This is a genomic window from Pseudomonas sp. B10 (assembly GCF_900156235.1).
Classification (GTDB): domain Bacteria; phylum Pseudomonadota; class Gammaproteobacteria; order Pseudomonadales; family Pseudomonadaceae; genus Aquipseudomonas; species Aquipseudomonas siliginis.
This window is the reverse complement of the sequence record NZ_LT707063.1, coordinates 3,132,737-3,154,368: the sequence shown is the minus strand read 5'-3', so window position 1 is coordinate 3,154,368 and position 21,632 is coordinate 3,132,737. Positions and strand designations below refer to the sequence as shown.

At 61.1% G+C, this 21,632-nt stretch carries 23 protein-coding genes; 11 read left to right on the top strand and 12 right to left on the bottom strand.

The window, feature by feature from the left end; all coding sequences use genetic code 11:
• Window positions 1–62 precede the first annotated feature (62 nt).
• Together BXA01_RS14335 and BXA01_RS14330 are read left to right on the top strand one after the other, a co-directional pair.
• Window positions 63–734, top strand: a complete 672-nt coding sequence (locus tag BXA01_RS14335; protein ID WP_016772708.1) for a TetR/AcrR family transcriptional regulator — start codon at window positions 63–65, stop codon at window positions 732–734.
• 31 nt (window positions 735–765) lie between these two features.
• Window positions 766–1,620, top strand: coding sequence for a sulfurtransferase (locus BXA01_RS14330; protein WP_076564448.1), 855 nt, complete (start codon window positions 766–768; stop codon window positions 1,618–1,620).
• A gap of 253 nt (window positions 1,621–1,873) precedes the next feature.
• On the opposite strand, the gene BXA01_RS14325 is transcribed toward BXA01_RS14330, so the two are convergent.
• The 6 genes from BXA01_RS14325 to BXA01_RS14300 form a co-directional block, all read right to left on the bottom strand.
• Window positions 1,874–2,881: a hydrolase gene (locus BXA01_RS14325; RefSeq protein WP_076564447.1), complete on the bottom strand. Its 1,008-nt coding sequence runs from the start codon at window positions 2,879–2,881 to the stop codon at window positions 1,874–1,876.
• A gap of 71 nt (window positions 2,882–2,952) precedes the next feature.
• Window positions 2,953–4,425: a M16 family metallopeptidase gene (locus tag BXA01_RS14320; RefSeq protein WP_076564446.1), complete on the bottom strand. Its 1,473-nt coding sequence runs from the start codon at window positions 4,423–4,425 to the stop codon at window positions 2,953–2,955.
• Window positions 4,422–5,762, bottom strand: a complete 1,341-nt coding sequence (locus tag BXA01_RS14315; RefSeq protein ID WP_076564445.1) for a M16 family metallopeptidase — start codon at window positions 5,760–5,762, stop codon at window positions 4,422–4,424. The genes BXA01_RS14320 and BXA01_RS14315 overlap by 4 nt, the downstream gene beginning before the upstream one ends.
• 108 nt (window positions 5,763–5,870) lie before the next feature.
• On the bottom strand, window positions 5,871–6,473 hold the full coding sequence (rsmD, locus tag BXA01_RS14310) for a 16S rRNA (guanine(966)-N(2))-methyltransferase RsmD (RefSeq protein ID WP_041476826.1): 603 nt from the start codon (window positions 6,471–6,473) through the stop codon (window positions 5,871–5,873).
• The gene (locus tag BXA01_RS14305; protein ID WP_076564444.1) at window positions 6,473–7,963 is read right to left on the bottom strand and encodes a M16 family metallopeptidase; all 1,491 of its coding nucleotides are present in this window, start codon (window positions 7,961–7,963) and stop codon (window positions 6,473–6,475) included. Before BXA01_RS14305 ends, rsmD begins: the two co-directional genes overlap by 1 nt.
• Entirely contained in the window at window positions 7,956–9,311 is a 1,356-nt protein-coding gene (locus tag BXA01_RS14300; RefSeq protein WP_076564443.1) for a M16 family metallopeptidase, read from the bottom strand. The genes BXA01_RS14305 and BXA01_RS14300 overlap by 8 nt, the downstream gene beginning before the upstream one ends.
• Before the next feature lie 608 nt (window positions 9,312–9,919).
• Here BXA01_RS14300 and ftsY point away from each other — a divergent pair.
• From ftsY to rpoH, 4 genes are all read left to right on the top strand, one after another.
• On the top strand, window positions 9,920–11,404 hold the full coding sequence (gene ftsY, locus BXA01_RS14290; protein WP_076564442.1) for a signal recognition particle-docking protein FtsY: 1,485 nt from the start codon (window positions 9,920–9,922) through the stop codon (window positions 11,402–11,404).
• A complete protein-coding gene (ftsE, locus tag BXA01_RS14285; protein ID WP_016772715.1) occupies window positions 11,401–12,072 on the top strand; it encodes a cell division ATP-binding protein FtsE in 672 nt (223 codons plus the stop codon). The genes ftsY and ftsE overlap by 4 nt, the downstream gene beginning before the upstream one ends.
• The gene (gene ftsX / locus BXA01_RS14280; RefSeq protein ID WP_016772716.1) at window positions 12,069–13,094 is read left to right on the top strand and encodes a permease-like cell division protein FtsX; all 1,026 of its coding nucleotides are present in this window, start codon (window positions 12,069–12,071) and stop codon (window positions 13,092–13,094) included. The genes ftsE and ftsX overlap by 4 nt, the downstream gene beginning before the upstream one ends.
• A 115-nt stretch (window positions 13,095–13,209) precedes the next feature.
• Window positions 13,210–14,064 carry an RNA polymerase sigma factor RpoH gene (rpoH, locus tag BXA01_RS14275; protein ID WP_016772717.1) on the top strand — a complete coding sequence of 285 codons (855 nt, stop codon included), beginning with the start codon at window positions 13,210–13,212 and terminating at the stop codon, window positions 14,062–14,064.
• Between the two features lie 179 nt (window positions 14,065–14,243).
• Here the strand turns inward: rpoH and mtgA are convergent, their stop codons facing one another.
• Complete coding sequence (mtgA, locus tag BXA01_RS14270) at window positions 14,244–14,966, bottom strand: monofunctional biosynthetic peptidoglycan transglycosylase (protein WP_076564441.1); 723 nt, start codon at window positions 14,964–14,966, stop codon at window positions 14,244–14,246.
• 74 nt (window positions 14,967–15,040) lie between these two features.
• On the opposite strand from mtgA, the gene BXA01_RS14265 reads away from it, so the two are divergent.
• The 5 genes from BXA01_RS14265 to BXA01_RS14245 all read left to right on the top strand — a co-directional run bounded on the left by BXA01_RS14265 (window position 15,041) and on the right by BXA01_RS14245 (window position 18,245).
• Window positions 15,041–15,421 (top strand): DUF423 domain-containing protein, encoded by a 381-nt coding sequence (locus BXA01_RS14265; protein ID WP_076564440.1) that lies wholly within the window; start codon window positions 15,041–15,043, stop codon window positions 15,419–15,421.
• 71 nt (window positions 15,422–15,492) lie between these two features.
• Window positions 15,493–15,693, top strand: coding sequence for a sulfur carrier protein ThiS (gene thiS / locus BXA01_RS14260; RefSeq protein ID WP_038861193.1), 201 nt, complete (start codon window positions 15,493–15,495; stop codon window positions 15,691–15,693).
• A 61-nt stretch (window positions 15,694–15,754) separates the two neighbouring features.
• The gene (locus BXA01_RS14255; protein ID WP_076564439.1) at window positions 15,755–16,549 is read left to right on the top strand and encodes a thiazole synthase; all 795 of its coding nucleotides are present in this window, start codon (window positions 15,755–15,757) and stop codon (window positions 16,547–16,549) included.
• Window positions 16,550–16,558: 9 nt separating this feature from the next.
• Entirely contained in the window at window positions 16,559–17,284 is a 726-nt protein-coding gene (trmB, locus tag BXA01_RS14250; RefSeq protein WP_016772721.1) for a tRNA (guanosine(46)-N7)-methyltransferase TrmB, read from the top strand.
• A 172-nt stretch (window positions 17,285–17,456) separates the two neighbouring features.
• A complete protein-coding gene (locus BXA01_RS14245; protein WP_076564438.1) occupies window positions 17,457–18,245 on the top strand; it encodes a hypothetical protein in 789 nt (262 codons plus the stop codon).
• A gap of 123 nt (window positions 18,246–18,368) precedes the next feature.
• Here BXA01_RS14245 and BXA01_RS14240 read toward each other — a convergent pair whose 3' ends face one another.
• The 5 genes from BXA01_RS14240 to BXA01_RS14220 all read right to left on the bottom strand — a co-directional run bounded on the left by BXA01_RS14240 (window position 18,369) and on the right by BXA01_RS14220 (window position 21,632).
• Window positions 18,369–18,917, bottom strand: a complete 549-nt coding sequence (locus tag BXA01_RS14240) for an RNA 2'-phosphotransferase (RefSeq protein WP_076564437.1) — start codon at window positions 18,915–18,917, stop codon at window positions 18,369–18,371.
• 139 nt (window positions 18,918–19,056) lie between these two features.
• Window positions 19,057–19,380, bottom strand: coding sequence for a DUF3392 domain-containing protein (locus BXA01_RS14235; protein WP_008083808.1), 324 nt, complete (start codon window positions 19,378–19,380; stop codon window positions 19,057–19,059).
• A gap of 22 nt (window positions 19,381–19,402) precedes the next feature.
• Window positions 19,403–20,608, bottom strand: a complete 1,206-nt coding sequence (gene hemW, locus BXA01_RS14230) for a radical SAM family heme chaperone HemW (protein ID WP_076564436.1) — start codon at window positions 20,606–20,608, stop codon at window positions 19,403–19,405.
• Window positions 20,605–21,201: an RdgB/HAM1 family non-canonical purine NTP pyrophosphatase gene (gene rdgB / locus BXA01_RS14225; protein ID WP_076564435.1), complete on the bottom strand. Its 597-nt coding sequence runs from the start codon at window positions 21,199–21,201 to the stop codon at window positions 20,605–20,607. The genes hemW and rdgB overlap by 4 nt, the downstream gene beginning before the upstream one ends.
• The gene (locus BXA01_RS14220) at window positions 21,198–21,632 is read right to left on the bottom strand and encodes a DUF4426 domain-containing protein (RefSeq protein WP_016772726.1); all 435 of its coding nucleotides are present in this window, start codon (window positions 21,630–21,632) and stop codon (window positions 21,198–21,200) included. Before BXA01_RS14220 ends, rdgB begins: the two co-directional genes overlap by 4 nt.

The window sequence follows — 21,632 nt, the reverse complement described above, 5'->3', positions numbered from 1 at the left end:
TATCCATTTCCGGTTAGGTCGTAAGATGCGCCGTCAACGCACTCTGAATTAAAGCTCAAGCCATGGCCCCACGAATAAAAACCAGCGAGCGCATCGTTCAGAACAGCCTGGAGCTGTTCAATCAGCAGGGCGAGCGCAGCGTCAGCACCAACCACATCGCCGCGCACATGGAGATTTCTCCGGGCAACCTGTACTACCACTTCCCCAACAAGCAGGCGATCATCGCCGTGTTGTTCAGTGAGTACGAAGCCTTGGTGGACAGCTTTTTGCGTCCGCCTCAGGGTCGCCCGGCGACCGTCGAAGACAAGCGTTTCTATCTCAAGGAACTGCTCTCGGCCATGTGGCGCTACCGTTTTCTGCATCGCGACCTCGAGCATCTGCTCGACAGCGATGCGGAACTGGCCGCGCGTTATCGGCGCTTCTCCCAGCGCTGCGTGATCCAGGGCGCGGCGATCTACGAAGGCTTCGTCGCCGCCGGCATTCTGAAAATGGATCGCGTGCAAATCGAATCGCTGACCCTCAATGCGTGGATCATCCTGACCTCGTGGGTGCGTTTTCTGTGCACCACGCGGGAAAACTCCAACCACCTCAGCGAACAGGCCGTGAAGCGTGGCGTGTACCAGGTGCTGGTGCTGGAAGCAGGGTTTGTTACCGATCAGGCGCGGGATGAAGTCAACGCACTGTTCGACGAGTTCTATGTGCCGCTGGCGCAGGCCCTTGAAGACGTGAAATAAACCGTTCAGCCGAATTCCACAGGAGCCCGTTATGTCGATTGCGCAGTTGATCAGCCCACAAGCTTTGGACGCTCGCAAAGAGCAGCCGGGGCTGGTGATTCTCGATTGTCGTTTTGCCCTCGAAGATCCGGATTACGGCCAGCGCAGCTACGCCGAAGGGCATATTGCCGGGGCGAGTTTCGCCGATCTGGAACGGGATCTGAGCGGTAAAGTCGAGAAGGGCGTTACCGGGCGTCATCCGTTGCCCGAGCCGGCGGTGTTGATCGAACGCCTGCAAGCCTGGGGCATCAGCAACGACAGCGATGTGGTTTTGTACGACGACGGCCCGGGTGCATACGCGGCGCGGGCGTGGTGGTTGCTGGCTTGGCTGGGCAAGCGCGACGGCGTATTCATTCTCGATGGCGGGCTCAAAGCCTGGCACGCCGCCGGCCTGCCGCTGAGCCTGGATCCGCCGAGCGTGACGCCGAGCAGCTTCAGTGGTCAGCCGGACATGAGCCTGTTGCTCAGCGCCGAGCAACTGCAACAACGCCTCGGCCAGCCAACCCTGACCCTGCTCGACGCCCGCGCCTTGCCGCGCTTCAAGGGCGAAGTGGAACCGATCGATCCGGTCGCCGGGCATATTCCCGGCGCGCAGTGCGCGGCGTTCACCGACAACCTCGGCAGTGATGGACGGTTTTTGCCGGCCGAGCAGCTCAAGCAGCGCTTTGCCGCGAAACTGGGCGATCGCTCACCGTCGGAACTGGTCGCCTACTGCGGGTCCGGGGTGACGGCGTGTCACAACCTGTTTGCACTGTGCCTGGCTGGCTACCCGCTGGGGGCGCTGTATGCCGGATCGTGGAGCGAGTGGATCAACGAACCGTCGCGCGGCATTGCCACGGGCGAATAAACACAGCGATCTCTCTGTAGGAGTGAGCCTGCTCGCGATGGCGGTATGTCTGTGAGTTAAATGCCACCTGACCCACCGCATTCGCGAGCAGGCTCGCTCCCACATTGAATCAGGTTGTGCCATGCATTTTCATGCCGACACAAATCCCTGTGGGAGCGAGCCTGCTCGCGAAGGCGTCCTGTCAGGCATTGAATTTCCAGACTGACCCACCGCCATCGCGAGCAGGCTCACTCCTGCAAGGGCCCTGCGGCGCTCAATGACCGAGTGCGGCCAGCCATTGCGGGACACGCCGCTCCAGGTAATACCCGGGCCGGCGAAACGAGCCGTCGACGAAGCCGACATGACCGCCACGCGCCTGCAATTCGAACCGGGTGCAGGCTGACAACTCATCGGCTTGCGGCAGGCTGTGGGGAAATACAAACGGATCGTCCGCCGCCTGAATGATCAGCGTCGGCGTGCGGATCTCGCCGAGGTAGTAGCGGCTCGAGGCGCGGCGGTAGTAATCCTCGGCGTCATTGAAACCGTGCAATGGCGCGGTAACCCGGCCGTCGAAATCCCAAAACGTACGCATGTTTTCCAGCGAGCCGAGCGCGGCCAGTTTCGCCAGGCCGTCTTCGCGCCCGTCATGCTGGAACTGGCGCTGCTTGTTTTTGATGTAGGCGACCATTTCGCGCATGAAATGCGCCTGATAAACCCGCGAAAACCCCTGGCCGATACGATCGGCACATTGATCGAGCCTGAACGGTACCGACACCGCCACCGCGCCGAGCACACCGCTGTCGCTGCCGGTTTCACCGAGATGCTTGAGCAGCACATTACCGCCCAGCGAATAACCGACCGCGTACAACGGCGCCAACGGTCGTTTCGCGCGCAGGTGCTGGATGGCTTCGGCAAGGTCTTCGCTGGCGCCGGAGTGGTAGCTGCGCGGCAACAGATTCGGCTCGCCGGAACAACCGCGCCAGTTCAGCGCGACGCTGGCCCAGCCCTGATCGGCCAAGGCCTTTTGGATGCCCGCCACATAGGGCGAATTGGAAGAACCGGTCAAACCGTGCAGCACCAGTACCAACGGCGCCTCGGCGCTGTGCGGGCCGTGCCAGTCGAGGTCGAGGAAGTCGCCGTCCTCGAGCCACAGGCGTTCGCGTTCGCGCTCGATGTGCACGGTCTTGCGCCACAGCGGACCCCACAGGGTTTGCAGATGCGGATTGCCGAGGCCGAAGGCCGGAACGAAACGCGAGACGGGAAGCGGGGACGGTGAATGCACGGCAAATCTCGACAGGTCTTGCGTAAAGCGACCGGCGCACAGGGCGGGCTGTCGCTTCTCAACGAAAGCGCCTAACTTGCCACAAAGCCCGGGTCGGCGCGACACATGTCCTCTTCAGCCTGACCGATCGGCGCAACCTCCGCTCCAGGCAGTGGCTGTTGCTCGACACTGGGGCCGACCGTAACCGACACCCAGCGATCAACAGACAAGTGACGGTTCATAGCGAGTTTGATGTCGTCCACCGTCAGCTTCTGCACTTGTTGCATTGTGTAATCCAGATCGAGCGGCAAGTCGTAGCGGTTGATCTCCACGAGTCTGGCCAGAATGTGCCGGTTGCTGGCGCTGGTGAGCACATTTCTGTTGGCCAGCCTGCGCTTGAGGTGCTCGAGTTCCGGGGCGGTCGGCCCTTGCCGAAGAAAATCATTGAGCATCGAGCGCACCAAAGCGACGGTGCTGTCGCTCATGGAGCTACCGGTCTGCAAGGTGACGGTCAGCAACCCGGCGCCACCAGCCCAATTGACGCTCGCGCCATACACGTCATAAACCTGTCCGCGCTTGTGCCGCAGTTCATTCATCAACCGACTGTTGCTGCCTCCGGCGAGAATCTGACTGGCGGCGTACAAGGCGGCGTGATCGGCATGTCGTCGCGGCACGCTGATTTGGGCAAAGGCAATGTGGGTCTGCAGTTGATTCAGTTCCAGGTGACTGGACTGGACGTTTCCGGGTGTTGCCATTGCTGAAGACACCAGCGCGTCAGGAGGCTTGGGCAGGGCATTGCTGATCTGCAGGCTGATCGCTTGTGCCAGGTCCAGAGTGAGGTCGCCGACCAGGGTGATTTGCGCATGTCGGGCAGCGTAATAGCGGCGATGGAAGTCCTCCACGGCGGCCCGGGTCACGGCATTGAGGCCCCATTGCGTGCCATAGACCGGAAGGCTGTACGGGCTGTCCGGCGCAAGCAGTGCCTTGATGCTCTGCGAGGCCAGACCCGCGGCATCGCCTTGCTCTGCGATGAGCGCGGCGCGCAGTTCGTTTTTCACTGGCGGCAGGCGCTGGGCGCTGAGCGATGGCTCGCTGAATATTCGCGTCAACAGATCCATCGCCGGTAGGCGCTTGGCCGGATCGCTGAGGCTGCGCAGGGAGAACACGGCGCGGTCGTGATCGATGTCCATTTCCCATTGCGCGCCGAGCCCGTCGAAGGTTTCGACGATGGCGGACAAATCCTTGCCGGGGATACCTTCATTGAGCATGGAAAAGGTCGTGGCAGCCAGGCCCGGCAGGCTACCGTCGCGGGCGCTGCCTGCGGCGAAGCTGACGTGAATATCGAACATCGGCAGATCGCTCGTGCGCACGAACAGCACCTTGGTGCCGGTCAGGGTTTTCCAGCCCCTGATCTGCAATGCGCGCGGCTTGATTTCCAGCGCCTGGACTTCGCTGAGCGATTGCAGGCGCGATGTCCGCGCTTGTTCAGGCTGACCATCAGCGCAAGCCGCCGCAGCCGACAGCCACATCAGGACCAACCCCGTGCGCCTTGAGAACCTGCTCATCGGACGTCCACCTTGCGCACGTGGGCAACGCTGAGACGCTCGGGGGTCAGCCACGTGGCGGCCACTTCGCGGATCTGTTGCGGCGTCACTTTCGCCAATGCAGCGGCATCTTCATCGAGTATTCGCCAAGGCAAGCCGATGGCCTGGAACCTGGCCAGCTGACGCGCCTGTTCCTGAATCGAATCGCGGGCATACACCTGCTGCGCAATCAGTTGCGTGCGTGCCCGCTCGAGCTCTTCCGGCGACGGTGGTGTGGTGCGCAACGTTTCGATCTGCTCCCACACCCGCGCTTGCGCACCTTCAAGATCGGTCAGCGGCGGATCGGCCAGCTCGGCAGTCAACAGCAGCAGGCTGTCGCCGCGCGTCCGTTCGTCGTAGTGAGTGTCGACACGATTGAGAACGCGGTCGGTGAAAATCAGTTTCTTTTGCAGGCGCGCGCCATGTGCGCCGCCGAGTATCGCGTTGATCAGGCGCAGGGCGTGCACGGTGTGCAGGTCTTTGGCCGTGGCCAGTCCGGGCAGATTGAAAGCCATCAGCAACCGCTCTGCTGGGACATTGCGCTGCAAGGTCAGTTTGCGCTCGCCCGGCACTTTCAGCTCCACGGGCCGTAACAGGCGCGGCACGGGACGATGTGCGAGTGCGCCAAAATAGCGCTCGGCCAGCGGCTGCACGTGTGCGAGCGTGACATCGCCGACGATCACCAGTACGGCGTTGCCCGGCGCATAACGGCTTTGATACCAATGGCGAAGTTCCTTGGCGTCCACGTGCTGCAGGTCGTGCATCCAGCCGATGACTGGCGTGCGATAGCTGTTGGCGACATGCGCCTGGCTGGTGAAGTGTTCCAGCACAGCGGCGTCGACATCGTCGTCAATGCGCAGCTGGCGCTCTTCGCGGATGACTGCCAGTTCGGTTTCCAGGTCGTCGACGTGCAAATCGGCAGTCGTCATCAGGTCGGCCATCAGCTCGAAAACCACGCCCAGATAGCGCGGCGACAAGGTCTGGTAGTAGCCAGTGACGTCCTCGGCGGTGAAGGCATTTTCTTCGGCACCCAGGGATTCCAAAAGACGCGAAGCCTCACCGGCGCAGGTCTTGCGGCTGCCTTTGTAGAGCATGTGTTCAAGAACGTGCGATAGCCCGGCTTGCCCCGGCGCCTCGTCTGCCGAGCCGACCTTGAACCACAAATGCGAAGTGACCAGCGGCGCACGGTGATCCTCGCGCACCAGTACCTGCAAACCGTTTTCCAGGGTGAATTGATGAGTCGGCGGGGGCGTGGCGGCCAGCGTCATGAACGGCGCGAGGCCAAGAAAAAGCAGCATCCGGCTGCAGAGCGTATCCATACGCGAAATCCTCAGTGGTTAACGCAGATTGCGGCAACCACTGTGGCGGACTGCGAGGCACTGGGTGCGGTAACTATCTACCGCACGCTAAAGCGCAGTGCGGATGGTTCAGGCGCTGCGCTGCCACAACGCGTAATACACACGACCGGATTTCTGTTCGCGGTGCAGGCGCCAGTTGCCCGGCAGGCCCAGCGTCGATGGCGCTGTTTCGCTTTCCGTGTAGATCCATGAATCGGCCGCGAGCCATTGGCGCTCTTCCAGCAAAGTACAAACCGCTGGCAACAGGTTCTGGTTGAACGGCGGGTCGAGGAACACCAGATCGAACGGCGTCGCGGCCTGGGTTTCCAGGTAGCGCAGCGCGTCGGCGGTTTGTACTTGGCCGTTGCTGCAACGCAAGGTGCCGAGGTGTTCCTTCAGACTGGAAACCGCAACGTTGCTGGCGTCCAGCGCCTGGGCCGTGGCCGCGCCTCGGGACAGCGCTTCGAGAAACAGCGCGCCGCTGCCGGCGAACGGGTCGAGCACTTTCGCCCCTTCGACATAGGGCGCGAGCCAGTTGAACAGGGTTTCACGCACGCGATCCGGGGTCGGGCGCAGGCCCGGTGCGTCGGGAAAGCTCAGCTTGCGGCTGCGCCACTGGCCGCCAATGATGCGCAGCTGGTTCACGCCGTTGTGCACGTTTTGCACAGGTTTTTTCGGTGCTCGAGTTGCCATTAATGCTCCGGAACCCCGAGCGGTTGCTCGGCAGGTTTATCAGATGGGGCCGGTAACGGCTTTTGCGGCACGGTCGGGCCAGCGGTGACGATGACCATTTTCTCCGTGCTCAGGTGTTTGTTCAGCGCATCGCGGACTTGCTCCACAGTCAGGCTCTGCGACTGCCGCATGAAATCGTCGAGATAGCTCAGTGGCAGATTATAGAAGCCCATCGCGCCCAATTGGCCAACGATGTCGGCGTTGCTCGCGGTGGACAGCGGGAAGCTGCCGGCCAGTTCGCGCTTGGCATCGTCGAGTTCTTTCTGTGTCGGCCCGGTTTTCAGGTAGTCGGCGAGCACGTCCTGCACCAGTTTCAGGGTGCCTTCGCTCATCTCGGCGCGGGTCTGCAGGTTAATCATGAACGGCCCACGGGCCTGCATCGGGCTGAACGCCGAATACACGCCGTAGGTCAGGCCGCGCTTCTCGCGCACTTCGCTCATCAGGCGCGTACCGAAACCACCGCCGCCGAGGATCTGGTTGCCCAGCGACAGCGCGGCGTAATCCGGATCGTCGCGATCGATGCCCAGTTGCGCGAGCATCAGGTTGGTCTGTTTCGACGGAAACTCGATGTGGTTGACACTGGCCTTCGGTTCCTGAGGTGCGGCGATTTTCGCCAGTGCCGGGCCTTTCGGCAGGGCCGAGGAGACCTGATTAGCGATCGCCTCGGCTTCGGCTCGCGACAAATCACCAACCAGCGCAATCACCGCATTGCCGGCGGCGTAGGCCTTGGCATGAAACTCGCGCAATTGCGCGACGGTGATCTTCGGCACGCTCTGCGCATTGCCATCGCTGGAATGCGCGTACGGGTGATCGCCATACAGACGCTTCATCAGCTCCAGGCTGGCGAGTTTGCCGGGGTTCTGTTTCTGGTATTCGAAACCGGCGAGCAGTTGGTTCTTGATGCGCGCGAAGGAATCGGCGGGGAAGGTCGGTTTGCCGACCACGTCGGCGAACAGCTTCAACGCCGGTTCACGCTGCTCGGGTGCGCTCAGGCTGCGCAACGAGGCCAGCGCCATGTCCTTGAACGCACCGTTGCCGAAGTCGGCCCCAAGGCCTTCAAAACCCTGGGCGATAGCGCCGACGTCTTTGCCGGCGATGCCTTCGTTGAGCATGGCGTTGGTCAGCACCGCGAGGCCGGGCGCGTTGCCGTCCTGGCTGCTGCCAGCGGCGAAGATCAGGCGCATGTCGAACATCGGCAGCTCATGCGCTTCGACGAACAGCACTTTGGCGCCTTCAGCGGTGTTCCAGGTCTGCACATCGAGCTTGCGGCTGGCCGGGGCCTTGCCGTCGAGTTCCGCCAGCGATTGCAGTTTCTGGCTGGACTTGGCGTTATCCAGTGCTTCGCTGGCCTTGCTGTCAGCGCTTGGCGACAAATAAACCGCTGCGGAGCCGATCACCGCGACAGCAATCAGGCCAAGCAGCATCAGGCGTGGGGTTTTGCGCTCACTCATGAGTCGTCTCCAAAGGCAGGACGTGGGCGACGCTGAGACGTTCGCGGGTGAAATACTTTTTCGCGGCGTTCTGGATGTCTTGCGGGGTCACGCTTTCCAGATCGGCCAGTTCGGTGTCCATCAGCTTCCATGACAGACCGACCGTTTCCAGTTGACCGATCGCGGTGGCCTGGCTGGTGATCGAGTCACGCTCGTAGACCAGGCCGGCGATGACTTGAGCGCGGACGCGTTCCAGCTCTTCGGCAGACGGCGCGGTGGTTTTCAGTTGCTCAAGCAGTTTCCACAAGCCGGCTTCGGCCTGGGCGATGCTCTTTTTCTTCTGCGTGTTCGGCGTCGCCGACAGGGTGAACAGGCTGTCGCCACGGGTGTAGGCGTCATAGTCCGACGAGCCGCCGGAGACCAGCTCTTCGCCACGCTCCAGTTGGGTCGGGATGCGCCCGCTGTAGCCGCCGTCGAGCAGCGCGGAGATCAGGCGCAGGGCGTTGACCGAGCGTTTGTCTTCAGCGGTAGCAATGCTCGGCACGTTGAAGCCAAGCATCAGGCTCGGCAGTTGGGTCTGCACGCGCAGGGTGATCTGGCGTTCGCCGGGCTCGGCCAGTTCCAGCGGTTTTTTCGCCGGTGGCACGTCGCGTTTGGCGACCGGGCCGAAATAGCGCTGGGCGAGGGTTTTCACTTCGTCCGGAGTGACGTCACCGACCACCACCAGCGTGGCGTTGTTCGGCGCGTACCAGGATTGGTACCAGTGACGCAGTTCCTCGACTTTAATGCGGTCCAGGTCAGCCATCCAGCCGATGGTCGGCGTGTGGTAACCGCTGGCCGGGTAGGCCATGGCCTTGTAGCGCTCGTAAGCCTTGGACATCGGCTTGTCATCGGTGCGCAGGCGGCGCTCTTCCTTGATGACTTCGATTTCCTTGGCGAACTCGTCGGCCGGCAGGCGCAGGTTGGCCATGCGGTCGGCTTCAAGCTCGAAGGCCACGCCGAGGCGATCGCGGGCCAGCACCTGGTAATAAGCCGTGAAGTCGTCGCTGGTGAACGCGTTCTCTTCGGCGCCGAGGTCGCGCAGGATCAGCGAAGCTTCGCCGGGGCCGACTTTTTCGCTGCCCTTGAACATCATGTGCTCAAGCGCGTGGGACAGACCGGTCTGCCCCGGGGTTTCGTAGCTGGAACCGACCTTGTACCAGATCTGCGAAACGACCACCGGCGCACGATGGTCTTCGCGCACGACGACCTTGAGGCCGTTGTCGAGGGTGAATTCATGGGTCGGTTGCGGGTCGGCCGCCAGGGCCGAAAGGGGCAGGCAGACTGCGCTGAGCAGCAGGCCAGCAGCGCGGCGGGCAAGAGCATTCATTCGTTTTTCAACCTGTTGGGCTGCCCGCTTGGTCTTAGCGTCGGCGGGCGAGAGGTAGGGCGTGTCATTGATCATTACCAGTACCGCGCCGGCGCCTGATAGTGTGCAGGGCAAGGCGCGAGGAGTGTGGTTTGGTTGTTCCAAATAAACTCCGAGCAACGCAGCCCTGCACACTATCAGGCCCGGCCCTCCGGGTGGCGCCTGAAAACGGGCCATACTGCGTTGCAGTCCTTGGCAAGGAAAGCACATTCCCTGCGGCCTGCGCCTTGTCTGGCCCGTTTTCAGGCGGCCACGCGGTACTGGTAATGATCAATGACACGCCCTAGGATACTGATCCGTTTTACTGGCGGCCACGCCTATCAGGCTTCAGGGTTTGATAAGGCTGTATAGGTTTGCGGCGGAAAGCTGTGTTTTTCCCACTAAACTCCGCGTTTTCGCCGATCTTTGCCGGTTTAGATCAACGTTAATACGATCCTTGAGGTGCCTTCGGTGCCTCGACAAAATGTTGCGCGTGAACAAGCTGGGTGAAACACAGTCTGTTCTGCATCGAATATTTATTTGCCGGGGCGCCCTGTTGGCGCGTCGCTACCGTGAGATAGCCGTCCTCCATGTTTGGTTCCAACGACGACAAGAAGAGCCCAGCTGCGGCTGGCGAGAAGAAAAGCCTGTTCGGATGGCTGCGGAAGAAACCGCAGGAACCCGTCGTCGAACAGCCGCCCGCGATTCCTGAGCCGGCCCCCGCGCCAGCACCTGTAATAGAAGAAGAGCCGGCACCGATTGTGCTGCCGATCGCCGAGCCGGTGCTGCAACCGGAGGCTGAAGCCGAGCCCGAAACGCCGGCCGCTGCCGAGTTGCCGCTGACGCCCGCCGCCGAGCCGTGGCTGACCTTGCCGGTGGCAGAAGAACCGGTCGCGCTGGTTGAAGAAGCGGCGCCACATGTGACGCCAGTGATTCCTGCGCCGGTTGTCGAGGTGGCTGCGCAGCCTGTGCCTGAGCCGGTTGTCGAGCCAGCGCCGGTCATTTCTGAGCCCGCCGCCCCGGTTGCTCCGCCGTCCGAGCCTGAGCCCGCATCGATTGCCGCTGCGCCAGTTGTCGCTCCGGTCGTACCGGTCGAAGCACCTGTAGAAACGCCCGTCGAAACCCCGCGCACTGAGGAAACCAAAGCCGGTTTCTTCGCCCGTCTCAAGCAAGGTCTGTCGAAGACCAGTGCCAGCATCGGCGAGGGCATGGCCAGCCTGTTCCTCGGGCGCAAGACCATCGACGATGACCTGCTCGACGACCTCGAAACCCGTCTGCTGACCGCCGACGTCGGCGTTGAAGCCACCACGCAGATCATCCAGCGCCTGACCCAGAAGGTCGCACGCAAGGAACTGGCAGACGCCGACGCCCTGTACAAATCTCTGCAGGCCGAATTGGCAGCGATGCTCAAACCGGTTGAACAGCCACTGAAAATCGCCTCGCAGAACAAGCCTTTCGTGATTCTGGTGGTTGGCGTCAACGGCGCCGGCAAAACCACCACCATCGGCAAGCTGGCGAAGAAGCTGCAATTGGAGGGTAAGAAGGTCATGCTGGCGGCCGGCGACACCTTCCGTGCAGCGGCCGTGGAGCAATTGCAGGTCTGGGGCGAGCGCAACAAGATTCCGGTGATTGCCCAGCACACCGGCGCTGATTCCGCTTCGGTGATCTTCGACGCCGTGCAAGCGGCCAAGGCCCGTGGCATCGACGTGCTGATCGCTGACACCGCCGGTCGCCTGCACACCAAAGACAACCTGATGGAAGAGCTGAAAAAGGTTCGCCGGGTGATCGGCAAGCTCGACGCCGACGCGCCGCATGAAGTGCTGTTGGTGCTCGACGCCGGCACTGGCCAGAACGCGATCAACCAGGCCAAGCAATTCAACCAGACCGTCGAACTGACCGGTCTGGCGCTGACCAAGCTCGACGGCACCGCCAAGGGCGGGGTGATTTTCGCCCTGGCCAAGCAGTTCGGCCTGCCGATCCGTTACATCGGCGTCGGTGAAGGCATCGACGATTTGCGCACCTTTGAAGCCGAACCCTTTGTCCAGGCACTGTTTGCCGAGCGGGAGCGTTCATGATTCGTTTCGAACAGGTCGGTAAACGCTACCCGAACGGTCACGTCGGCTTGCATGAGCTGAGCTTTCGAGTCCGTCGTGGCGAGTTCTTGTTTGTCACCGGCCACTCCGGTGCCGGTAAATCCACGCTGTTGCGCCTGTTGCTGGCAATGGAACGGCCGACCAGTGGCAAGCTGCTGCTCGCCGGGCAAGACCTGAGCACCATCAGCAACGCGCAGATTCCGTTCCTGCGCCGACAGATCGGCGTGGTGTTCCAGAATCACCAGTTGCTGTTCGATCGTACGGTGTTCAACAACGTCGCCTTGCCGCTGCAGATCCTCGGCCTGTCCAAGGTCGAGATCGCCAAGCGCGTCGATTCGGCGCTGGAGCGCGTGGCACTGTCGGACAAATCCGATCTGTACCCGGGCGACCTGTCCACCGGTCAGCAACAGCGCGTCGGCATTGCCCGCGCCATCGTCCATCGCCCGGCCTTGCTGCTGGCGGACGAACCGACCGGTAACCTCGACCCGCGTCTGGCGGCGGAGATCATGGGCGTGTTCGAAGACATCAACCGTCTGGGCACCAGCGTGCTGATCGCCAGTCACGACCTGGCACTGATCGCGCGCATGCGTCATCGCATGTTGACCCTGCAACGCGGCCGCCTGATCGGCGACGGGGAGGCCGGGGTATGAGTGCGACACGCAGTCCGAAGGTTTCCGAGCGCGTGGCCCCGAAGGCCGCCGATCCGCAACCGCAGAAAAAGAAAAAGCACGACGATGACGACGGCCCGGACTTCGCCACGCTGTTTCGCGCCTGGATCGAAAGCCATCGCGCCAGCCTGCTCGACAGTCTGCGCCGTCTCGGCAAACAGCCGATCGGCAGCTTCTTCACCTGCATGGTGATGGCCGTGGCGTTGAGTCTGCCGATGGGGCTGTCGCTGTTGCTCAATAACGTCGAACGTCTCGGCGGTTCCTGGCAGCGCGCGGCGCAGATTTCACTGTACTTGCAACTCGACGCCAGCCCGGAACAAGGCGAAGCGCTGCGTGAGCAGATCAAAGGCATGCCGGGCGTCGCTGATGCCGAATATGTCGGCCGCGATCAGGCGCTGGAAGAATTCCAGCAGCAGTCCGGCCTGGGTGAAGCCCTGCGTGAGCTGCCTGACAACCCTTTGCCGGGTGTGGTGCTGGTGACACCGAACGAAGTCGACAAGCCGACACTCGAAGCATTAAGACAAAAACTTTCCGAGCTGCCGAAGGTACAACAGGCGCAACTTGATCTAGTCTGGGTCGAGCGTCTGGCCGCCATCCTCAAGCTTGGCGACCGCTTTGTCTTCGGTCTGACGGTGCTTTTGGTGTCTGCATTACTTTTGGTGATAGGCAATACCATTCGTCTTCATATTGAAAACCGCCGCACCGAGATAGAAGTGATTAAACTCGTCGGCGGCACTGACAGTTATGTGCGCCGCCCTTTCCTTTATATGGGCGCGTTGTATGGCTTCGGTGCAGGGCTGTTGTCCTGGGGCGTATTGGCGTTCGGCCTGAACTGGCTTAACGATGCGGTGGTCGGACTGGCCGGCTTGTACGGCAGTGATTTCGCCTTGGCCGGTGTGCCAGTGGCCGACGGTCTGTCGCTCTTGCTTGGCGCGGTGCTGTTGGGTTATATCGGTGCATGGATTGCAGTCGCACGTCATCTCAGGGAGCTGGCGCCGAAGTAGAATCTTTTTTGCGCGTGATTGACCTTGCGGTTTTTATGGGAACTTGTACCTGAGTTCCCGGTCAATTTTTCGCAGTGCCGAGAGGCACGAGTATGTGAGTGGGAGGTTTTTTCGTATGACCAATTCTTTGCAACCTGCGTATGCGCTGGTTCCGGGTGCGAACCTGGAAGCCTATGTGCACACCGTCAACAGCATTCCATTGCTGACGCCGGAGCAGGAGCGTGAACTGGCCGAGAGTCTCTACTATGAGCAGGATTTGGGGGCGGCTCGGCAGATGGTGCTCGCCCACCTGCGTTTTGTCGTACACATTGCCCGTAGCTATTCCGGCTACGGTCTGGCTCAGGCTGACCTGATCCAGGAAGGCAACGTCGGCCTGATGAAGGCCGTCAAGCGCTTCAACCCGGAAATGGGCGTGCGTCTGGTGTCGTTCGCCGTGCACTGGATCAAGGCGGAAATTCACGAGTTCATCCTGCGCAACTGGCGCATTGTGAAAGTCGCGACCACCAAGGCCCAGCGCAAGCTGTTCTTCAACCTGCGCAGCCAGAAGAAGCGTCTGGCGTGGCTGAACAACGAGGAAGTCCACCGTGTGGCGGAAAGCCTCGGCGTCGAACCACGTGAAGTGCGCGAGATGGAAAGCCGCCTGACCGGCCATGACATGGCCTTCGACCCGGCTGCCGAAGCCGACGACGACAGTGCTTTCCAGTCTCCGGCCAACTACCTGGAAGACCACCGGTACGACCCGGCGCGTCAACTGGAAGATGCCGACTGGAGCGACAACTCCAACACCAACCTGCACGAAGCACTGGAAGTGCTGGACGAGCGCAGCCGTGACATCCTCTACCAGCGCTGGCTGGCGGAAGAGAAAGCCACGCTGCACGATCTGGCGCAGAAGTACAACGTGTCGGCCGAGCGAATCCGTCAGCTCGAAAAGAGCGCGATGAACAAGCTCAAGTTGTCGATCGCCGCGTAACCGGTAGATCAGCAATAAAAAACGCCCCGATCAGCGATGATCGGGGCTTTTTCATTTCTGTTTCAACACAAATTCCTGTGTGAGCGAGCCTGCTCGCGAAAGCGGTTTATCAGTGCCATCAATGCACGCTGACACACCGCTTTCGCGAGCAGGCTCGCTCCCACATTGGAATTTCGGTGTTATTCAGTCCAAGGCGCCCGCCGCGAATCATTCAGCCCGAGCAAATAACTGTCGCCGCCCAACTGACTCATCTGCTGCCGAATCCACCCGGCCCGGCGCGATACATAACCGGTCGGATGACTCGCACTCCACACCCGTGGGTTGGGCAGTACGGCGGCCAGATAACTCGCCTGCTGGCGCGACAATGACTTCGCGCTCACGCCAAAGTGGTGGCGGGCCGCCGCTTCAGCGCCAAACACGCCGTCATCCCACTCGACGCTGTTCAGGTACACCTCAAGAATCCGCTGCTTGGGCCAGAACACCTCGATCAGCGCGGTAAACCACGCTTCCAGGCCTTTGCGCAGATAGCTGCGGCCCGACCAGAGAAAGAGGTTTTTCGACACCTGCTGGCTCAAGGTGCTGGCGCCGCGAATCGAACCGCCCAGTTCGTTGTGGGCCAGAGCGGCCTGAATCGCGCGCAGATCGAAGCCCCAGTGCTCGGGGAATTTCTGGTCCTCGCCAGCAATTACCGCCACCTTCAGGTCATCGGAGATTTCGTCCCACGGTTTCCAGGTGCGCTGCAAGTCAATCGGCTCGCCGTCGACCCAGGATTCGACCTTGCGCTCGACCATCAGCGCCGTGCCCGGCGGTGGCACGAAGCGAAACACCAGCACCAGCAAGACACTGCCACCGGCGAACCAGAGCAGGGCCTTCGTGAGACGACGGAAAATTGAACGCAGCATAGAGATGGCTTGGCCGAACCCGTGGAGCGGGCCATTATACAGACCCTGCCGATCGCGTCTGACTGGAGTTCCCCATGCTGCGTGGCTTTTTGATGCTGGCCGCTTTTTTCGGATTCACCGGTGTTGCGCTGGGTGCGTTCGCCGCCCACGGCCTGAAAAACCGTCTGACGCCGGAATACCTGACGATTTTCCACACTGGCGTCACCTACCAATTGGTGCACACTCTCGCGCTGTTCGGCGTTGCGCTGCTGGCCACGCAGATTCAGGGGCGCCTGATCACTTGGGCCGGCGTGTCCTTCACCGTCGGCATTGTGTTGTTCTCCGGCAGCCTGTATCTGCTGACCATGACCGGCATCAGCAAGCTCGGCATCATCACCCCGTTTGGTGGCCTCGCGTTTCTCATCGGTTGGGTTTGCCTCGGCCTCGCTGCCTGGCGCTTGCAGCTAACCGCTTGACGCTTGGTACTGACCTTTAGGTCATGATCGGGCTAGAATGCCAGCCCCTAAAAATGATGGCGGCGTTGTGCATGCGCATTCAGTTGAACGGCGAGTCCTTTGAATTGCCCGACGGTGAAACCGTTGCGGGCCTGATCACCCGTCTGGATCTGGCCGGACGTCGGGTGGCGGTCGAGCTCAATCTGGACATCGTCCCGCGCAGCCAGCATGCCGACACCACGTTGAACGACGGCGACAACGTCGAAGTGGTCCACGCCATCGGCGGCGGCTGATTGTCCCGGCCCGCAAGGGCACAGAATTCTGCAAGACCCTCACCCCTAAAGAGGATTCCCCATGAGCATCGTTCGTAGCGACAAGCCTTTTGTGCTGGCCGGTCGTACTTACCAGTCGCGTTTGCTGGTCGGTACCGGCAAGTACTGTGACATGGAAGAAACCCGCCAGGCCATCGAAGCCTCGGGTGCCGAGATCGTCACCTTCGCCGTACGCCGCACCAACCTGGGCCAGATCGAAGGCGAGCCGAACCTGCTTGAAGTGCTGTCGCCGGATCGCTACACCTTCCTGCCGAACACTGCCGGTTGCTACGACGCCATCGAAGCCGTGCGCACCTGCCGCCTGGCGCGTGAGCTGCTCGACGGCCACAATCTGGTGAAGCTGGAAGTGCTGGCCGACCAGAAGACCCTGTTCCCCAACGTGATCGAAACCCTCAAGGCCGCCGAAACCTTGGTCAAGGAAGGCTTCGACGTGATGGTCTACACCAGCGATGATCCGATCATTGCTCGCCAGCTGGCGGAAATCGGCTGCATCGCGGTGATGCCGCTGGCCGGTCTGATCGGCTCCGGTCTGGGTATCTGCAATCCGTACAACCTGCAGATCATCCTCGAAGAAGCCAGGATCCCGGTGCTGGTGGATGCTGGCGTCGGTACCGCTTCCGACGCGACCATCGCCATGGAACTGGGTTGCGACGCTGTACTGATGAACTCGGCCATCGCCCACGCCCAGCAACCGGTGATGATGGCGCAAGCCATGCAGCACGCCATCGTCGCCGGTCGCCTGGCGTACCTCGCCGGCCGCATGCCGAAAAAACTCTATGCCAGCGCCTCTTCGCCGCTGGATGGTCTGATCAAGTAAGAGCCATTGATGACTGAATCGAACGACACGCCTGTCCAGCCGGACGAAGGCGACGAGCGCCAACACCGCCGCATCAAGAGCTTCGTGATGCGCGCCGGGCGCATGACCGAAGGCCAGCAACGCGGCCTGGACCAGGGCGCGCCGCTGTACGTGCTGCCGCTGGCCGATGCGCCGGTCGATTACGACCAGGTGTTCGGCCGCTCGGCGCCGCGCTCGCTGGAAATCGGTTTCGGCATGGGCCACTCGCTGCTGGAAATGGCCGCTGCTGCTCCAGAGCAGGATTTCATCGGTGTTGAAGTACACCGTCCGGGTGTCGGCGCGCTGCTCAATGGCGTGCTGACCCAAGGGCTGACCAACCTGCGGGTCTACGATTGCGACGCGATCGAAGTGCTCAACCGCTGCATCGCCGACAACAGCCTCGATCGCCTGATGCTGTTTTTCCCGGATCCGTGGCACAAGAGCCGCCACCACAAGCGACGCATCGTCCAGGCCTCGTTCGCCGAACTGGTGCGCAGCAAGTTGAAGGTTGGCGGCATTCTGCACATGGCCACCGACTGGGAACCGTACGCCGAGTACATGCTGGAAGTGATGAACGTCGCCCCCGGCTACCGCAACCTTGCCGAAGACGGCAAATGCGTCCCACGCCCGGCCGAACGCCCGATCACCAAGTTCGAACGCCGCGGCGAACGCCTTGGCCATGGCGTGTGGGATCTGAAGTTCGAAAAACTTTCTTAAGCATCACGCAACACCCCGGTAGGAGCTGCGGCACGCTGCGATCTTTTGATCTTGATTTTGAGGATCAAAGATTGCAGCGTGCCGCAGCTCCTACAGTTGTTTCTGGGGTTCGCTCAAGTTTGGCCATGATCCGCCGATAGCTCGAGGCCCCATTTGTAAAGGAAGACAAATCTTGAAAGCCATTTTTGCCTGCACCGTAGTTCTGGCTCTGCTGTTTTGCGCAGCGTGCGAACGGGTAGTCAGCCCCGAGGAATACTTCGCGAGTGCGCAGAGAACGGCGGCAAAGATCGAGCGCGACGCTAATGACCGGATCAAGCGTGAGGCCGCCGGGGAAAGCGTGCAATACACCCCTGAACAGTTGCGCGTTGCCGAGGGTGATCTCGAGGCTCTTGTGGATAACCTCAAGCATGCGTCGGACGGCGGGCACACGCTGGCCACCTATTTTCTGGCCAGCCTGCAGGACAACCCGATGTTTTCCGAGCAGACGCGCTTACAGACCTGTGGTCTTTATCAGCAGGCCATGGATGATGGATTGTTAGCGGCTGCGGTGGGCTATTACCATTTGTGCGACAAGGCGTATGAACGATTTGATGCGCAAAATCCTGATCATTTGAAATTCTTGCACTCTCTCGAGCAGTTGCTGCTCAAGCCTGATACGCATGCTGACGACTATCCGTTGCAGGCCAAACGTTCGCTGTGTTTTGAAGAAAACGGGGCGCCTGCCGGCAGGGTCGGGCCGATGGCCGCCATGCGAGCCCGCGCAGCTGGCCTGGTATTGTCCGAAGACCAGTTCCGGGCTGAGGCCTACTACATACTCGCGTTGACTCGTGTGAATGGCAGCGATCTGCGCGACAGCGGGAATATCGAACACTTCGATAAAGCGATAGCGCTGGGCTGCAAAGATTCCGTTGGCCTTAAGGCGATCCTTCAGGCGCAGAGCCGCTTATCGAAGAATCATTGAACCATGGCCCGATAGTGGGAGCGAGCCTGCTCGCGAAGAGGTGTGTCAGTCGGCGTGGATGTTGAGTGTCAAACAGCTATCGCGAGCAGGCTCACTCCTACAGTAGTTGTGAGTATCTCGGATTTATAGTTTTGTCATGAAGCGCGCAGGTACGTGGTCTGTCAGCCACACGCCGTTTTCGGCCTGATAGAACTTGAAGCCTCCTTCCTGCATCTGCTGCGCCGCGACTGCGAGGACCACTACGCTGCCGTAGCGTTGACCTACGGAAGTGGCAGTGACGATCTCTTCCGAAAGATGCACATGATGGCGTGATCCAGGGATTAGACCTTGTTCATTGATCGAATCGAGAAAACGCGTCGCTGTGCCGTGATACAGCTTTTGCGGTGGGTGTTTCTCGTCGAACTGCAACTCGACAGTCTTCGTCGAATGGCCCTGAACAGCGCGGATGCACAAGCCGTCAGTGGAAATCGCAAAACGCTTTTTGTCGCTACTTGCCACCACTGTTTCAATCAAATCGCGATCAAGATTGCGACCGTCACGCGCAGCACCATGAATCAGTGCGTCGATATTTGCCCAGCCATCCGAATCCAGCGTAAGACCAATCGCCTGAGGCTCGTGACGCAACACGAAGCTAAGAAATTTGCTCGTCTCATCCAGTAGTTTTTTACTCATGAACTTCCCTTTCATTGCGATCAACTGTGGGAGCGAGCCTGCTCGCGAAAGCGGTCTGACAATCAACGATGATGTTGGATGTCATGACGCCTTCGCGAGCAGGCTCGCTCCCACATTTTGTTTTGGGGTGTTTGCGGGGTCAGCGGCGATCAGCAACCACGCCGATCAGTACCAGTACCACCAACAGCACCGGCGCCAGGCTGTAGTTGTTGAACTGGCTCAGGCCTTTGATCACCCATGGCGTGGCATAGATCAGCGCGGCGCCGCTGCCGATCAGACAGAGCAGGGCCATCAGGGGCACGCGCAGGGCGCCGGCGATGCTGCCCAGGCGTTGCTCGACCCAGCCTTTGAAGTCAGCGCCGAACAGCACCAGCAGGCAACCGACCAGCGCCAGGGCGATTTCCGAGAGATTGCTGCGGCTCCAGCGGGAGACGGTGGCCAGCAGGTCGAGTATCAAATCCATGCGTTTTCCCTTTGAGCTGAAGTCAGTTCAGAAATTGTTGCAGCAAGTCGTTGAGGAACAGCTGGCCGCGTTCGGTCGCCGCCAGGCGTGACGGTTCGACCTGCAACAGGCCGCTTTGTTCGGCTTCGCGCCGGCCTTCGGCGAGGGTGTCCAGCGACAGGCCGGTGCGTTCCGGATACAGGCGCGATTCGACCCCGGCAGTCAGGCGCAGGGCGTTCATCAGGAACTCGAACGGCATCTCGTCATTGCTCAGTGATTTCTCGCCGGCCTGAAAGCTTTTCGCCGGGTTCAGATAATCCTTCGGCAGGCGGGTTTTCCATGTGCGCACGATGCGCCCGTCCGGGTGGCTCAACTTGCCATGGGCGCCGGCGCCGATGCCGATGAAGTCGCCGAAGCTCCAGTAATTAAGGTTATGCCGCGCCGGTCGACCGGCCTGGGCATACGCCGACACTTCGTATTGCGCGTAACCGTGCTCGGCCAGCAGCGCCTGCCCAGCTTCCTGAATATCCCACAGGGTGTCGTCTTCGGGCAGCACTGGCGGCTGGTTCCAGAACACCGTATTGGGCTCCAGCGTCAGCTGATACCAGGAAATGTGCGTCGGCTTCAGCGCGATGGCCTGGCGCAGATCGCTCAAGGCATCGTCCAGCGACTGATCGGGCAAACCGTGCATCAAGTCCAAGTTGAAGTTATCGAACCCGGCCTGCCGCGCCATGCCTGCCGCACGCACGGCTTCGTCACCGTTGTGGATGCGGCCAAGGGCCTCAAGCTTCTCCTGCTGAAAGCTCTGGATACCGATTGATAGCCGATTGATCCCCAGCTTGCGATAGGCGACGAACTTCTCCTGCTCGAAGGTGCCCGGGTTGGCTTCCAGGGTGATTTCGATGTCGGCGGCGAACGGGATGCGCTGTTCGACGCCCTTCAGCAAACGCCCGAGGGCTTCGGCGCTGAACAGGCTCGGCGTCCCGCCACCGAAGAAAATCGAAGTCAGCTCACGGCCATACACCGCATGCAGATCCTGATCGAGATCGGCCAGCAGCGCGTCGACGTATTCCTGCTCCGGCAGCACCGGACTGGCGGTGTGCGAGTTGAAATCGCAATACGGGCATTTGCGTACACACCACGGAATGTGGATGTACAGCGCCAGGGGCGGCAGGGTTGGCAGCGGTGCCCGAGGCGAGGACGCGGCGCCGCCGATGATCAGCGACGACGCGCAAGAATCAGTGGTCATTTCAAGCCCAGACGCTGGCGCAGCAGATCCATTGCACGGGCGCGGTGGCTGATCTGGTTCTTGTCGGCCGGGCTCAGCTCGGCGCTGGAGCAGTCACGTTCCGGCACCCAGAACAGCGGGTCGTAACCGAAACCGTGTTCGCCGCTGGCAGCGGTAAGAATGCGCCCGTGCCACAGGCCTTCGCAGAGAATCGGCAGCGGATCATCGGCGTGGCGCACCAGTGCCAATACGCAGACGAACTGCGCGCCGCGCTCGACTTGCGGCACGTCCTTCAGCGCATCGAGCAGTTTGGCGTTGTTTGCCGCATCGCCCTGGCCGTCGGCATAACGCGCCGAATAGATGCCCGGCGCACCGCCAAGGAAATCCACTGCCAGCCCGGAGTCGTCGGCCAGTGCCGGCAGCCCGGAAATGCGCGCGGCATTGCGGGCCTTGAGGATCGCGTTCTCGACAAACGACAGGCCGGTTTCTTCCGGCTCGACCTTGCTCCACTCGCCAATCGAGCGCAGTTGCACCGAGTCGCCGAGCATGGCCTGGAGTTCTTTGAGTTTGCCGGCGTTATGGCTGGCCAGTACGAGCTGCTTGATGTTCATCATTCGCCGGGAAAGAGTTCTTGGTTGAAATTGATGGTGTTGATCTTGTCGCCGTTTTGCACCTTGATTTCAAAGGTGCGGGTTTCCTGCTGCGGCACCGGGTACTGGGCGATGTAGTAGATCGCGCCCTGTTCGGTGACCTGGCGGAATTTCAGCGCCACGCTGTTGCTGGTCAGATCCTTGATCGTGCCGGTGACGCTGGCGATCACCGGTTTGCCGTCCTTGACCACCGAGACGTTGATCACGCCCTGGTTCTTGCTGCGGATCAGCTCGGCAGCCTTGGCGATGTCCGGTTGCAGGAACGTCGAGTTGAACGTGTTGTAGTGCACCGTGATGTCGCCGAAGGTTTCCTTGCGTTCACCTTTGATGACGTCCGCCGCCATGGCGCTGGCGCTCAGGCAGGCGGTGAGTAACAGCAACGCTAGACGACTCAT